14 protein-coding genes and 1 tRNA gene are annotated in these 14227 nt (G+C 62.5%); 8 read left to right on the top strand and 7 right to left on the bottom strand.

Annotated elements, in window-relative coordinates; translation table 11 throughout:
- The first annotated feature begins 14 nt into the window (after positions 1-14).
- The 3 genes from JOF47_RS19910 to JOF47_RS19900 all read left to right on the top strand — a co-directional run bounded on the left by JOF47_RS19910 (position 15) and on the right by JOF47_RS19900 (position 3144).
- The gene (locus JOF47_RS19910) at positions 15-800 is read left to right on the top strand and encodes an SDR family oxidoreductase (RefSeq protein WP_210002195.1); all 786 of its coding nucleotides are present in this window, start codon (positions 15-17) and stop codon (positions 798-800) included.
- A 154-nt stretch (positions 801-954) separates the two neighbouring features.
- Positions 955-1605, top strand: a complete 651-nt coding sequence (locus tag JOF47_RS19905) for a DUF6318 family protein (RefSeq protein ID WP_210002193.1) — start codon at positions 955-957, stop codon at positions 1603-1605.
- Between the two features lie 972 nt (positions 1606-2577).
- Positions 2578-3144, top strand: coding sequence for a dihydrofolate reductase family protein (locus JOF47_RS19900; protein ID WP_210002191.1), 567 nt, complete (start codon positions 2578-2580; stop codon positions 3142-3144).
- A gap of 78 nt (positions 3145-3222) precedes the next feature.
- Here the strand turns inward: JOF47_RS19900 and JOF47_RS19895 are convergent.
- Positions 3223-3313, bottom strand: a tRNA-Ser gene (locus JOF47_RS19895).
- Between the two features lie 69 nt (positions 3314-3382).
- Between JOF47_RS19895 and JOF47_RS19890 the strand changes: the two genes are divergently transcribed.
- The gene (locus JOF47_RS19890) at positions 3383-4621 is read left to right on the top strand and encodes a DNA glycosylase AlkZ-like family protein (RefSeq protein ID WP_245357078.1); all 1239 of its coding nucleotides are present in this window, start codon (positions 3383-3385) and stop codon (positions 4619-4621) included.
- A 191-nt stretch (positions 4622-4812) separates the two neighbouring features.
- On the top strand, positions 4813-5319 hold the full coding sequence (locus tag JOF47_RS19885; protein ID WP_210002188.1) for a hypothetical protein: 507 nt from the start codon (positions 4813-4815) through the stop codon (positions 5317-5319).
- A 26-nt stretch (positions 5320-5345) separates the two neighbouring features.
- On the opposite strand, the gene tadA is transcribed toward JOF47_RS19885, so the two are convergent.
- Both tadA and JOF47_RS19875 read right to left on the bottom strand, forming a co-directional pair.
- Positions 5346-5828 (bottom strand): tRNA adenosine(34) deaminase TadA, encoded by a 483-nt coding sequence (gene tadA / locus JOF47_RS19880; protein ID WP_342592875.1) that lies wholly within the window; start codon positions 5826-5828, stop codon positions 5346-5348.
- Positions 5829-5920: 92 nt separating this feature from the next.
- The gene (locus JOF47_RS19875; protein WP_210002186.1) at positions 5921-7333 is read right to left on the bottom strand and encodes an FAD-binding oxidoreductase; all 1413 of its coding nucleotides are present in this window, start codon (positions 7331-7333) and stop codon (positions 5921-5923) included.
- Positions 7334-7484: 151 nt separating this feature from the next.
- Between JOF47_RS19875 and upp the strand changes: the two genes are divergently transcribed.
- Positions 7485-8123: a uracil phosphoribosyltransferase gene (gene upp, locus JOF47_RS19870; protein ID WP_210002184.1), complete on the top strand. Its 639-nt coding sequence runs from the start codon at positions 7485-7487 to the stop codon at positions 8121-8123.
- Between the two features lie 89 nt (positions 8124-8212).
- Here upp and JOF47_RS19865 read toward each other — a convergent pair whose 3' ends face one another.
- Genes JOF47_RS19865 through JOF47_RS19855 form a run of 3 tightly spaced genes read right to left on the bottom strand, consistent with a single transcriptional unit; the run spans position 8213 to position 11267 of the window.
- A complete protein-coding gene (locus JOF47_RS19865) occupies positions 8213-8761 on the bottom strand; it encodes a GNAT family N-acetyltransferase (RefSeq protein ID WP_210002182.1) in 549 nt (182 codons plus the stop codon).
- A gap of 59 nt (positions 8762-8820) precedes the next feature.
- Positions 8821-10530 carry a sensor histidine kinase gene (locus JOF47_RS19860; protein WP_210002180.1) on the bottom strand — a complete coding sequence of 570 codons (1710 nt, stop codon included), beginning with the start codon at positions 10528-10530 and terminating at the stop codon, positions 8821-8823.
- Positions 10527-11267, bottom strand: a complete 741-nt coding sequence (locus JOF47_RS19855; RefSeq protein WP_210002178.1) for a response regulator transcription factor — start codon at positions 11265-11267, stop codon at positions 10527-10529. The genes JOF47_RS19860 and JOF47_RS19855 overlap by 4 nt, the downstream gene beginning before the upstream one ends.
- A 583-nt stretch (positions 11268-11850) precedes the next feature.
- Between JOF47_RS19855 and JOF47_RS19850 the strand changes: the two genes are divergently transcribed.
- Both JOF47_RS19850 and JOF47_RS19845 read left to right on the top strand, forming a co-directional pair.
- A complete protein-coding gene (locus tag JOF47_RS19850) occupies positions 11851-12648 on the top strand; it encodes a winged helix-turn-helix domain-containing protein (protein ID WP_210002176.1) in 798 nt (265 codons plus the stop codon).
- Between the two features lie 78 nt (positions 12649-12726).
- A complete protein-coding gene (locus JOF47_RS19845; protein ID WP_210002174.1) occupies positions 12727-13248 on the top strand; it encodes a SixA phosphatase family protein in 522 nt (173 codons plus the stop codon).
- On the opposite strand, the gene JOF47_RS19840 is transcribed toward JOF47_RS19845, so the two are convergent.
- Positions 13245-14183: a LysR family transcriptional regulator gene (locus JOF47_RS19840; protein WP_210002173.1), complete on the bottom strand. Its 939-nt coding sequence runs from the start codon at positions 14181-14183 to the stop codon at positions 13245-13247. The genes JOF47_RS19845 and JOF47_RS19840 overlap by 4 nt on opposite strands.
- Between the last annotated feature and the right edge of the window lie 44 nt (positions 14184-14227).

Below are 14227 nucleotides of genomic sequence, written 5' to 3'. Positions count from 1 at the left end.
CGTAGGCTCGGGGCATGAAAGTCATTGTTCTCGGAGGACAGGGAAACATGGGCGGGCGCGTGGCACAGCTGCTGGAGTCTGCCGGTCACCAAGCCATCCTCGCCAGCCGTTCGACCGGTATCGATGCATACACGGGAACGGGTCTGGCGGATTCGTTTGCGGGTGCCGACGCGGTGGTCGACTGCCTGAACATCATCTCGATGAAGGCCGATGTATGCGTCGATTTCTACGAGACGACCGCTCGAAACGTGATCCGGGCGGCCGAGGACGCCCGCGTGGCGCATCTCGTGTGCGTGTCGATCGTGAACGCGCGCAACCCCGAGATCAACAGACACATGGGTTACTATCGCGGCAAGGCGGCGCAAGAAGCGCGATACCAAAACGCCCCGGTTCCAACCACGATCGTCCGTTCAACACAGTGGTTTGAACTTACGGAGACACTCATCAACCAACTGCGTGTCGGCCCGATTGCGCTGGTGCCACGGATGATGAGCCAACCTGTTGCCGCCGATGCCGTTGCCCGAGTCATTGTTTCCGCGGTTGAACTGGGGACGGAAGCACCTGCTGGAGTTGAGCTGGCGGGCCCGGAACCTCGAAACATGGCGAAGTTGGCACGGTTGGTCGCACACAACAACAACGTGCTTCAGAATGGTGCTCCGCATACCCGGGTCATTGCCGTCCCGGTGCCCGGAATCAAGGTCTTGAACGGCGGACTGCTGCCAGGAGTCGGGGTCGCGAAGGATCCGACTACATTCGAGGAGTGGTTGACCAACGGAAGAACAGCAAGCAATTCGGGATAAGGCGTCAAGAAAGCGTTTGAACTCAGTGAGAGTTGCTCTCCAGTTCGATATTTCGTCTTTGAATTGAAATGGCTTGTGGATAACCCCTGCCGCACACAGCCGATCCGGTCTACGATGTCGATCAAATGACTCCGACCTGAATCGTAGGCCAGGCATGTTTGGCAAAACTAAAAGCGTCATCATCGCCCTATGCGCGGGCGCATTCTTGATGGGAGCCGCTGGCTGCACAGCCTCGGCGGATCCCGCCGAGCCTTCCAGCTCGCTACCACCAGCATCGATCAACGCACCCAGTTTGTCGCCCACGCCGAGTGCCAACCCGACGCCGAAACCAGTTCCAGCGAGCTCGACGGGCCCTGCGCAAAACTGGCCCGTCCCGAAAATGCCGGAAGCCGCGAAAGAAAGAACAGAAGCGGGAGTTGCTGCATTTACCGAGTACTGGTTCGAGCTTGTTAGCTACTCCGATGCGACCAACGATACGAAACCTCTCAAATCGGTTACGCAAAGGTCGTGCTTCTTGTGCGCGGAACAGATTGTTGATCCAGTTGATCAAAACAAAGCGGTGGGTGCTTGGCGCGCAGGTGGAGCGATTGATGTTTCGATCACTTTGTCAAAAGCAATCGGTGACGATGGAGTCGCTGGATTCGCGTTGCAGCGGGAAGAAATAGTCGCATATATAAGTTCTGGGAAGGTCCAAGGGACATTCCCTAAAACCTCAGAACCGATGGTTGGGACGTTATACCTAGTATTCAAAAAAGGGTGGCAGGTCGTGGACCTTGAGTTCATCGAGCCTGGGGAAAAATCATAATGAGGTCGCGCAGTCTGATTTCAATAGCTACGGCCACAATTTGTATAGTCTTTTCGGGGGTTCCGGCTACGGCAGATACCCTGCCAGACGGATGCGGATCGAGCACATCGCTGGGCGGCCAAGCGATTAAGAGTGCCCAGTCTGGTTGTGTTAGTGGAGCCAGGTCTGACGTCCCAGGCTACTTCAATGACGCTAGCAAGAGTCGTCTAGTCAACAACGGTCCGAAGATCCAGTACAAAGTGCTGTATTTCCGGCAATGCGAGCCGTCCCTTGTGAATCTCATGGGATGCAATGCAAATACGGATCCCCCATGTGCGGACGGCAGTTATCCGATGCTACGTCTAATTTATGTTTTGAACGGACCTCGAAAAGGTCAACAGATATCGAGGCAATCCTATTGTTCAAACGAGCCTCCAGCTGACATTCCAGGCGCTGAGCAAGACATTGCAAAAGTAACCCCAGAGCGGTTCCGAGAGCTTCCGATTCTGGCTTCAACGATCATTAGCCAACCGGAGAACTTCTCGCTTCGAAATGGTCACGCCCATCTGTACGCAGACTCGGAAAACCAGAATTTCGACATCGTGATCTTTGACCAAGACGTACGAGTGCGCGCCATCCCGACATCGTATTCGTGGTCGTATGGCGACGGTTCGTCCCGTACCGTGAACTTCCCCGGCGAACGGCAAACCAATCGCGGATTTGATGCGCCGACTTCCACCAGCCATGTCTATAAGGAAACCGGAGACTTTGGCGTGGGTCTTACGACTAGATTCCGTGGGGAGTATTCCACCGAAGGCGGTCCGTGGACCCCGATCCCAGGCGTAGCCAATGTGCCGAGCACATCGGTGACCATTAGCGTTTGGCGAACCAAGAAAGTACTTGTCGCAGAAAACTGCCGAGCAACCCCTGATGGTCCGGGGTGTGCGTCGATCTTTGAGTAATTGTTCACCAGAACCAAACGAAGAAGGTCCCATGGCTAAGCTCTTCTACACTGCAATCGCCTCACTTGACGGCTATGTAGCCGATGCAGAAGGCAACTTCGATTGGAGTATGCCCGACCCCGATGTGCATGCCTTTGCCAACGAACTCGAACGAGGTATCGGAACGCAACTGATGGGCCGGAAACTCTACGAAGTCATGAAATTTTGGGAGCCGATGTACGGGCGAAAGGACTTGCCGCCGTTCATTGAGGACTATGCCACGATTTGGCACGATGCGGAGAAGATCGTCTACTCCAAAACCTTGCGGGAAGTTGATACCAAGAGAACCCGGATTGAATCGAGCTTTGATCCGGTGGATGTCGGAAGAATGAAAACCGAGGCCACTGCAGACCTCTCCGTGGGCGGCGCAGAACTTGCCGGTCAGGCCTTGAAAGCCGGGTTGGTCGACGAGATCCATTTCTTGGTGTCTCCGGTGATTGTCGGAGGCGGCAAACGAGCTTTGCCGCATGACGTTCGATTGAATCTGGCCTTGTTGGGGCAGCGTGTTTTTCCGAATGGGGTAGCGCATCTCCACTATCGAGTCTTAAACGGAGAGTAACTTAACGACCGGTCGCTGCGCCCAAGTCTTAAACGACTGAAGGGTTCCAACTCCCTGCGGAGTTGGAACCCTTCAAACTGGCGGTGACGGAGGGATTTGAACCCTCGGTACGGGGTTACCGTACACAACATTTCGAGTGTTGCACCTTCGGCCGCTCGGACACGTCACCAGACCTGAACACTCTATCGGAAGAATGGCGTACAACAAAAACGAGGGGTCGCCGGGGAAGAATGTAGCCATGATGCTGAGGACCGAAATGCCGACAATTCCCATCGACAAGCTGACCCAGGAGTTTCTCCGTGCGTGGTCGTGGCACCGGCAGGGACTTGACGGGAATCTCATGGGAGAGGACGCCGCAAGCGTGCTGGATCGTGTGGGATGGGCCCGTTCCGTGGGAGGCGCCAATATCTACCTGACGCTCTTTGCCAGGGCCGGCATCAGGAGGGAAGCCGCCGATCGATTGGTGGCAACTCAGGAAATTCACGAACTGCCCACGGCGCGCGGGTGCACGTACGTCTTGCCAGCTGCCGACTTCGCATGGGGATTGCAGCTGGGAGGAGCCTCTGCGGAAGCCTCAGTGAAGATCCTTCTGCGGTTGGGCGTCGAGCGAGACGAAATTGAACGACTGGCCGACTCCGTGAAGGAAGTCCTGCTGCGTGCCAAGGCGGCCGGAGAACCGCCGATGGACCCGCGCGAGCTCAAGGAGGTGTTGGGCGACCAAGTCCGCAACATGGGCGAGGAGGGCAAGAAGAAGGGCGCCACCACGACTTTGCCCGCGGCGCTTGGATTGCTGCAGGCGGACGGACGAATCCGGCGGGTCCCGGTGAACGGCCGCTTGGACCAGCAGCGCTATTCGTACGTGGCGTGGGAGCTTCCGGCCACGGGGGAGAGCGACGAAGCGGTGCGGTCTCGGATGGTGGAGAGGTTCCTGGGATGGACCGGCGGGGCGACGACGGGACAGATTCGTTGGTTTACGGCGTTCACCGTTGCGCAGACCAAGGCTGCGCTGGCTTCGATCGGTGCGGTGGACGTCAAGACCGCAGGCGATGACGTGCTGTGGATGATGCCGGAGGACGTGTCCTTGATGGCAAGGTTCGAGATGCCAGCCGATGAGGATGTGCATTTGCTGGCCGGATCGGATTCCCTGGTGCTGCTTCGCCGGAACTCAAGCGACGCATTCGACGCCGCGGGACGGGCAGCCGTCACCGGAATGGGTGGCTCCGCCTTGGCGGCCGATTTGTCCGACCACCCGATCGTGGACCGCGGAAAAATCATCGGATTGTGGCAATACGATCCGGAGAATGAACGAATCGCGTGGTGGACGTTTGAGCCGGCGAGCAAGAAGGTCCTGAAACGCATCGCCGAGGTGCAGGCGTGGATCGGCGAGGATCTGGGGGACTTCAGGTCGTTTAGCTTGGATTCGCCAAAATCACGCTTGAAGAACATCGCCGCGTTGGATAGGTTGCGGAGTGAATGAGCTCACAGGGCGCGTCGCCCGGTAACCGAATAGGGGCCTGAAATATGTTGATTGCAGGAAGAGTTCCGTTGCAGTCCGTGATGCGCCAGCTGTCCGAGGATCGTCAGGTGTTTCATTCCGAAGGCGACTTGCAGCATGCCTTCGGCCGTGCGATATGGAGGCTTGATCCACGGATCAAGGTTCGCATGGAGATGAGGCAGCAAGATGTCGGAGACCCCCGGGAAGTCCTTGACATGCTCTGTTTCACGCACGCAGGAAGTACTGCGGTCGAGTTCAAGTTCTATCCGACTGCCGGGCAGGGCAAGGACCTGAGGGGCGAGGAATTCAACCTCCGCGAGCAGGGTGCGGATGACCTGCTGCGACACGGGTTCGTACACGACATCTTCCGCCTTGAAAGGTTCTGCCAGGCCAAACCGGCCGGCAATGGCCTCGCGCTTCTGATGTCCAATGTCCCGGCTCTGTGGAGTGAGTCGGCGTGTGCGGGCCAGGCAAGCCACGACGAGGATTTCCGGCTGCACGAGGGAACGACCCTGAGAGAAACCCGGGCCTGGGCGGGCCAGCCTGATCACCACAAGACGCGGACCCTGCAGGGGAACTACGACCTGCGGTGGGACGACTATGCCCCGCCCGTCGAGGGGCTTGGGCAGTTCAGGTACCTGGCCGTCGAGGTAGCACCGAATCGACTCCCGGCGGGCTGAGCACGTCGCTCCCGGAAACCTGGGCGCTACCGCTTTGCGCGGAAGAAATCAGTGAGCAGCTTGGCGCATTCCTCTTCCCGCACACCGGGGTAGACCTCGACCCAGTGATTTAGCCGCGGTTCGCGCAGGATGTCGAACACCGAACCGACAGCCCCGGCCTTCTCATCCCAGGCCCCGAAGATGACCTTGGGGATGCGGGAGAGCACGATCGCCCCGGCGCACATGGCGCAGGGTTCAAGGGTGACCACCAGCGTGCAGTCCTCCAGACGCCAGCCATCGTCGTTTCCCGAGGCACGCAGAGCGTCCGCGGCCGCTCGGATGGCAATCACTTCCGCATGCGCGGTGGGATCCCCGTGGGCTTCGCGTTCGTTGCGGCCGGTGGCAAGCACGTTGCCATCCGGCCCCAAAATCAGCGCACCGATGGGTACATCGCCGGTGGCCAGAGCGGCGCGGGCCTCGGCGAGGGCCAGGCCCATGAGCTCACGATGGCTGGATCTTTCAGGAATCACCCGGCCAAGTCTAGTTTGGGCGTGCCTCGAAGCGCAGCTCGCTGGGCTGGCGATGCAGGTCCAGTCCCTGCCGCCTTGGAACCAAATCAGCTTCAACCGCCGGCGTGGGGCAGGGTGATGTTGTGGTTCAAGCGCAACCGGTTGTGAGGATCGTAGCGGCGTTTGAGCGCCGTGAGCCGGGCAAGCTTTTCCGCTCCATACACACCCAGCGCGTCGAATCCATGGGGAAGACTCTCGTCGCCGCTGGAGAAATTCACGTACTCCCCGCCGCTGGAGAATCGCTGCATCTCGCGGTGGAAGCCGCGGATGAATGCCACGTGGTGGTTGTCCCGGGTCGCATCGTTCCAGAACCCGTAGATGTTGATCCAGAACGGGGACGAACGATCGGGAAATGCGGTTGCGTCGGCGGGGACCCTGCCCATGGAGCCTCCCATGACGTGGATGTCGAATGCCGTTCCGGGCCAGTCGAGCTGTGTCCCGTGGGCGACCAAGACGTCGATTGCCCCGTCCGACAAGGCATCGAATGCAGTGTTCTTCCAGTAGGCGCGCACGCCCTTGGGGAACAGCGAGTCCATGGCGGACTGCCATGCGGGCCAAGAGACGGGCGAGATGTCCTGCTCATCCGGGGGAGCCACGGTGGTGAAAGCCTCCACGCAGGCGGCGCCGGCAGCTTGGTCCGGATCCGCCCACAGGAAACCGACGACGAGGATGCTCTTGGAACCCAGGTCCCAGTCGGCCGGCGGCACCAACACGGTGGCGATGACGGTCATCTGGTCGGGCAGTCCCGTTGACCAATCGCGCAGCGCGCGCAGGGCTTGCGTCCAGTGCTCTGCCCGGTAGATGAGGTTTCCGGCGTAGAGGTTTTCCGGCATTGGGTGGGCCCTGAACGTGAAGTCCGTGACGACACCGAAGTTTCCGCCGCCGCCGGTGAGACCCCAGAGCAGGTCTGGATTGGTTTCGGCATCGGCGTGGAGCTCTTCACCCTCGGCCGTGACCAGGTCTACAGCGAGGAGGTTGTCCACGGTCAGGCCATGGGTCCGGGTGAGCCAGCCGAATCCTCCTCCGAGGCACAGGCCCGCCACCCCGGTCTGTGACACGACGCCGACGGGGACGGCGAGTGAATGGGCGCTGGTGGCACGGTCCAATTCGCCGAGCAGTGTTCCGGGCCCTGTCCGGACCACCCGTGACGCGGGATCAACGTGCACGGTGTTGAGCGCCCGCAGGTCAAGCACGAGCCCTTTGTCGACGGTGCCGTGCCCGGCCACGTTGTGACCGCCGCCACGGATCGCCAACGGCAGGTTGTTCTCCCTGGCAAAGGTCAGGGCAACGGGGACGTCCGCGACATCGGCCGCCCTGATGACCAGCAGCGGGCGGCGGTCGATCATGGCGTTCCACACTGTCCGCGCTTCGTCGTATTCGGTGTCCGCGGCCGTGACAAGTGTGCCGTGCAGGGAAGCGGACAGCGTCCGAAGAGAGGATGCCCCGGGAAAATCCTGTGTGCCCATGGTTCCAACCTTGAGTCGCGTCCGGGCCACACCCGGCCCGGAACGTAGCCCATTGTCCGCCTGTCCGGGGGACCGGTCAATGGCGGGAATCACGATGAATTCAGTGGCGAAAACGGGATTTTTACCGGATCAGGCTGGTAGATTTTGCTTCATGCGCGTACAGGTAATTGACCACCCGTTGGTGGCCCATAAGGTATCGGTCCTTCGAGACAAGAACACCCCGTCGCCGGTATTCCGGCAGCTGACCGACGAGTTGGTGACCCTGCTGGCCTACGAGGCAACGCGCGAGGTCAAGACCGTACAAGTCCAGATCGAGACCCCTGTGGCAGTGACCACGGGCATCGCCTTCGCCAAGCCGACCCCGTTGGTGGTGCCGATCCTGCGCGCAGGCCTGGGCATGCTCGAGGGAATGACCCGTCTGGTGCCGACCGCCGAGGTCGGCTTCCTGGGCATGGCCCGCAACGAGGAAACCCTGGACATCATCACCTACGCAGAACGCCTTCCGTCGGACCTGACCGGCCGCCAGGTGTTCGTGCTCGATCCAATGCTGGCCACCGGCGGCACGCTGATCGAATCGATCAAGTTCCTCTTCGACCGCGGTGCCGAGGATGTCACGTGCATCTGCCTGATCGCAGCCCCGGAAGGTCTGGCCCGATTGGAAGAGGCCTACGGAGACAACGACAAGGTGCACCTGGTGCTCGCTTCCCTGGACGAGAAGCTGGACGAGAAGTCCTACATCGTTCCGGGCCTCGGCGACGCCGGCGACCGCCTGTACGGCGTGGCCCACTAGTCCCGCAGTTTTTGGACCGTGGCGTCCGTTCCCGCTTCCCCGCATGGGGGCGGGAACGGACGCCACGGTGTTTAAGCCGCGATCCGGCTTCACGATGTTTGGATATGGATCTCTTCCCAGTCGAACGTGGTTACCGTGCCGTGCTGCCAGTCTTGGCGCAGGATTGCGTAGGCGGTGGAGGCGACATGCCCGCCGTCTTCGGTCGGCCAGCCCATGCGGTAGTGGGCCTCCTTGAGGAAGCCGCACCGCAGGAAGGTCTTGCGCATCGCTATGTTGTCCTCGCGGGTTTGCCCCTCGAAACGCAGGACACCGGGCATCGTGGTGAAGACCAGGTCGCAGAGCGCACGGACGACTTCCACGCCCAGGCCCCTGCCGCGATGTGCTTCATCCAGGCGCAGGTCGAACAACGGGGAGGCATCCTGCAGATCCTCAAGCGAGACAATGCCGAGGCGCTGACCGTCCCGGAGAACCCAGTAACCCTGGGTCTCCGAATTCCAGAACCTGCCGCCTTCAACGCCAGCCCGCACGGATTGGGGCTGTGGCTCGGCCTGGACATGGAATGGAAACCCGTTTGAGGTCAGGAATGCTATGACGTCCTCGGTATCGGCAGGGGACATCGGCAGGAAATTTACGGTCATGACCGGATTCTAGTTCTCGCCGGCGGTCTATCCCGCGATTTTCGCGAACGCAGCGGAAGCTAAGCCCTCGGCTGCGTGGGTGGCTTCGCCACCTTGGTCGGGTGGTCAGGCTTGGGCGGGACGTCGTCTGGCAACGGCAGCCGCACGGTGAATACAGTCTGTCCGGGCTTGGAGACGACGGAGATGGTGCCGCCGTGGGCCTCCGCAATGGCTTGCGCGATGGGCAGGCCCAGTCCTGTGGTGCCGTCGGCCCCTGACCGCGCGGAATCCGCTCGGGTGAAGCGCTTGAAGACGTGGGGCAGGAACGCCTCGTCGATGCCCTCCCCGGTATCTTCGACCTGGAGCACGGCCTCTTGGGCAGCGGAATCGGTGTCCAGCCTTACCATGACGGTGTTTCCCGCCGAGGTGTGCTTGCGGGCGTTGGCCAGCAGGTTGGTGATGACCCTGCGCAGCGAACTGGCGTCTGCCGAGACCACGACCGGAGTTTCCGGCACCCGGGTGACCCAGTGGTGGTCGGGGGTGGTGATGCGGAAGTCCTCGGTGATCTCCGAAACCAGCTGACCGAGGTTTACCGGAGCCTTCTTGAGCTGGTGCTTCTCATCCAGGCGGGCCAGCAGCAGCAGATTCTCGACCAGCGAGCTCATTCTGGTGCTTTGTTCAAGCACACGGTCCAGCGAGCGCTGGCCGTCGTCGCTGAAATGCTCGGTGGCGCTGAGAAGTTCGGTGTAGCCGCGGATGGCCGACAGCGGGGTGCGCAGCTCGTGGGAAGCGTCTGCCACGAATTGGCGCATCTGTGCCTCCGACTGCTCGCGCGCGGCGAAGGCGGTTGCCACGTTGTCCAGCAGTGCGTTCAGCGCGTTGCCGACGTCCCCGGATTCCGTGCCGGGAACCGAGTCCTCCGGTGCCACCCGTACCTCCAAGGCCACGGTGCCGGCATCAAGCTCGGCATTGGCCACCGAGGAAGCCACGGACGAGACACGCTTCAGTGGCGCCAGGGAGCGGCGGATGATGATCGAGCCGGCCAGCCCGGTGGCTGCCAACCCGGCAGTCGAGATGATCACTGTCAGCCAAGTCAGGGATGCGATGGTTCGCTCGTTTGGTTCCAGCGGCAGACCGGTGATCAGGATGCCGCCGTTTGCCGGATCCGGCTGGGCAGAGAGCAGGTAGTCGCCGATGCTCAAGTGCCTGACGACGGGAGGGGCACCGACCACCAGCTGCGAAAGCGGCAGCGTGTCCGTGTCGACGATGTCCTTGCGCTCGCCGGTCTTTTCATCGAGCACACCGGCGGCGAACAGGTATCCGGAGACGATCTTGGCATTGAGGGTTCCCGAGGCCTGGCCGGGCGCAAAAAGGGGCGCTGGATTCGTTGGGTGGCCCTGCGAGCGTGAGTAGGCTTCGGCGCGGTCGGCGGCGAAAGCCAGCTGCTCGTTGAGTTGGCTGGACAGTGTCTGGCGCATGCCGGCGTTGATGAGCAGGCCGATCACCGCGCAGATCATCGCGAGGGAGCCGATGAGGGCCAGCAGGAGCCGGCGCTGCAGGGTGAAGTGGCCGTAACGCCGGGAGAATGAGTGCTCCGCGGACGGATCGGCTCGGGGGAGGTCCTCGGGAGTCCCTTCTGGTGCGGATGGGAACGGTGGATCGTTCGGAGCCGCGGGGCTGCCGGCGGGCGGGGGAGAGTCGGAAGCCGACAGATCGTCCTCCGGGCCGGTGCCGGAATCCTTCTCCGGTGCCTCCGGCTGCGTGATGCGGGGCCGTGCGTGATTGCTCATTGTGCGGGCTTCAGCATGTACCCGGCGCCGCGCACCGTGTGGATCATCGGGGGCCAGTCGGCCTCGATCTTCTTGCGCAGGTACGAGATGTAGAGTTCGACGATGTTGGCCTGGCCGCCGAAATCGTAGTGCCACACGTTGTCCAGGATCTGGGCCTTGGAAACCACCCGGCGGGCGTTGAGCATCAGGTATGAAAGCAGGTCGAATTCCGTGGCGGTCAGGTTGATGGGAACCCCGGCCCGGGTGACGTCGTGCGAATCGGTGTTCAGCACCAGGTCGCCCACGACGAGTTCGGCGGTGTCGGCGGCGCTGGCGCCGGAGCGTTCAACCAGCTTGTGCAGCCGCAGCAGGACTTCCTCGAGGCTGAAGGGCTTTGCCACGTAATCGTCGGCCCCGATGCCCAACCCCTCGATGCGGTCCTCGACGGCGTCCTTGGCGGTAAGGAAGAGCACCGGCACCTCGGGAAGGTACATGCGGACCTTGCGGAGCACCTCTGGGCCCTCGAATCCGGGCAGCATCCAGTCCAGGACCAAGACGTCCGGGTTGGAGGTACGTGCCGCTTTGACGGCACTGGGCCCGTCGTGCGCTACCGTCGCTTCCCAGCCGAGCATGCGCGTGCCCATTGAGACCAGTTCGGCAAGCGAGGGTTCATCGTCGACCACCAAGACCCGGATGGGGGTTCCGTCCGGGTGGGTGAGGCGGGGCAGCTGGGTGGGAGAAAAGCGTGAGGCTGGCATGTTTCAACTCTCCATCCGGGGTGTAGGACGCGACTGTGATGACCCTGTGCGCGGCCTGTGAACCGTGTTGAATACAGCTTATTGCCTGCCGTGCGGGGCATGGACGGCGTTTCTAAACCGGGCGGTTGAATTGCCCATTGTTTGGATCGTTTTGCGGGTGTAAGACTGCCCACGATTGCAGGGTTATGCGCTTGATTGATCACTTTGCGCATGCTTTTGCAAAAGATCGGGCATACCGTGACCTATACGGCTTGTCTATTGCATATCTGTGCAATGTGATGATGGTCACTTTCGATACCGTTCGTCTCAACATATGGACAGAATCGAAGTTTGTTACTTGCGGGTTCCGATTATTACGAGGAAACTGAAACTTGTGAATAGCGCAGCAACAGCAACCCAGGGCCTCCGCGGAGGCGTGGTGATCACTCACCTCCAGTGCTGTTGTCGAATGCCCAGCTGAGTGTCGAACCTATTTCGACGCTCAGTGAAACTCGCATCGGTCCCGATTCCGCACCGGCGGATTGGGGACACCTAAGCATTCGCGCCATTCCGTGGCATTCACACGAGTTAGAGGTAAAGCAGCATGTCGGTTACGTCCGGATACGTCCATGTCTCCATCCGCAACGCCCAGTCCCGCGCAGCAGCAGCGCAGCGCACCACGACTCCCGGCGGCTATGCCCCGGCCGGTTATCGCCAGCTTCATGCGGTGCCAGCTACCCATGAGACTCGACCGATGACAGCTCCAACCCCGATCGTCGCCCCGAGCGGCACCCCGGGTCCGCAGCCGGTGGCCAACGACACCACGGCCCGCGGCTTTGTGCTCTATGTCGGTCTTGACGAATCGGTGGCGCAGGCGCAGGGAACCTCCCTGGGCAAGCTGGCAACCCAGGTTCGCGCCTTCCTGGCCACGCTCTCCCCGGAAGCGCAGACCCACGCAGCGGTCGCGCTGGCCCCGGCCAGTGCACAGGGCGAGAACATCGACGTGGTCCGCCACGCGCTGGGCGACCCCACTGTCAACCGCCGCCCGCGCGCCGACGCCCGCCCCGCGGCACCGCGCCCCTCCGGCGTGCTGATCGACCTTTCCCGCCGCGAGGTCCACCTCGACGGCGAGACCCTGAACCTCACGTTCAAGGAATTCGAGCTGCTGAACTACCTGGTGGAAAACGGCACCCGCACGGTGGGCCGCGACGAGCTGCTCAGCAACCTGTGGCGCAACGCCGAAGAGGTCCCCAACGAGCGCACCATCGACGTGCACATCCGTCGCCTGCGCTCGAAGCTGGGCCGCCTTGCCAACACCGTGCGCACCGTGCGCGGCCAGGGCTACCGCTTCTACGAGCACCCCGAGGTCGTCGTCTGGGCCGCCCCGGAATACACCATCTAGTTCCAGGTCCCATCCCGTTGGGGGCGTCGCATCCGTTGATGCGACGCCCCCAACGTTTAAGCGGCCTAAGCTGGGTACATGAGTGAGCACCACCTGAAACGCCTCGTCTTGCTGCGCCACGCCAAGAGCGACTACCCCCTGGGCGTGGGCGACCACGACCGTCCGCTGGCCGCGCGCGGAAACCGCGAGGCGCCGGCGGCGGGGGCGTGGCTGCGCGAAAACGACGTGGTGCCGGACTTCATTGTCACCTCCGATGCCTTGCGCACGCGTTCGACCTGCGCCTGGGTGATTTCCGAGCTGGGCGACAAGGCCCCGACGCCGTACCTGGATTCACGCGTCTACGGCGCCTCGGCCGCCAGGCTTTGCGCGATCATCAACGAAACGCCGGACACTGTCACCACGCTCATGGTGATCGGCCACCAGCCGGTCCTGCAGGAGCTGGCCATGCGGCTGGCAAGCGTGGACTCGGACGAGGAGGCCGTCTACGAACTGGCCATGAACTACCCGACACTGGGCCTCACGGTCCTGGAAACCGAAAAGCCGTGGGCGGAGGTCGACGGCCGCGACATGCGCGTGACTAACTTCGTGGTGCCGCGCTAGCCCGCGCCCTGCCCGCCGACCCGGCCCTCGGTCCGCTCAAACACCTCGCGCAGGAGGCCGGTGAGTTCGGTGACGGCCGGCGAGCCGGCCATTGAATCGCGGTAGATCACCTGGATGGTGCGTCGCTGTGGCGCGTCGGACAGCGGGCGGGCCACCACCGAGGCGTCCAGCGGGCCGCGGCCAAGCCGCGGGACCAGCGCAACCGCCACACCGGCGGAGGCCAGCGCAATGAGCGTTGCGAACTCCGGGTCCTCGGCCACCACCCGCGGCACCACTCCCAAGTCCGCGAAGAGCCGCATGAGCGCCTCGTGGCAGATGGCCCCGGCCGGGGTCGCCGCCCAGGGCTCGTCGATGAGCTCGCTGCGGGCGACGGCGGCTTGGAACGCCAGCCGGTGGTTGGCCGGGAGCACCACGTCGGCCTCGTCGAACCCGAGGGCCTGCGCACGCACGCCCGGCGGAATGGCCAGCGGGATCGAGCTCCAGTTGTGCACCACCGCCAGATCGGCATCCCCGCGCGCGATCTGTTGCACCGCGGCCTCCGGCTCGACGCTGCGCAACTGGGTTTCCAGCTTCGCATGGTGTGCCCCGCTGGATTGGTAGAGCGCCAGCGCCGGGGCAACCAGCCCGCGCATCGCCGTGGAGAACGCGATGACCCGCAGCCTGCGTTTGGCCAGCACGGGTGACTCGACCAGCGTGGTCACCCGCTCCAGCTCGCGCAGCAACGGGCCGCCCTCCGCCACCAGCAGGTGGCCGCGCTCGGTCAAGCGCACGCCCCGGCCCTGGCGTTCGAGCACCGGGGCGTCAAGGGTTCGTTCAAGCTTCTTGATCTGCTGCGAGACGGCCGAGGCGGTGAAGCCGAGCGCGTCGGCGGCGGCGATCACCGAGCCGTACCGCTCAATGGTCACCAGCGAGCGCAGTGCCTGCAAATCGATCATGAAGCGATGCTACAAGAAACCATGAAGGATTCGAAGCTGGTGCT

The sequence above is a fragment of the Paeniglutamicibacter kerguelensis genome (assembly GCF_017876535.1).
Taxonomy (GTDB): domain Bacteria; phylum Actinomycetota; class Actinomycetes; order Actinomycetales; family Micrococcaceae; genus Paeniglutamicibacter; species Paeniglutamicibacter kerguelensis.
This window is presented reverse-complemented; position numbering and strand designations above follow the sequence as displayed.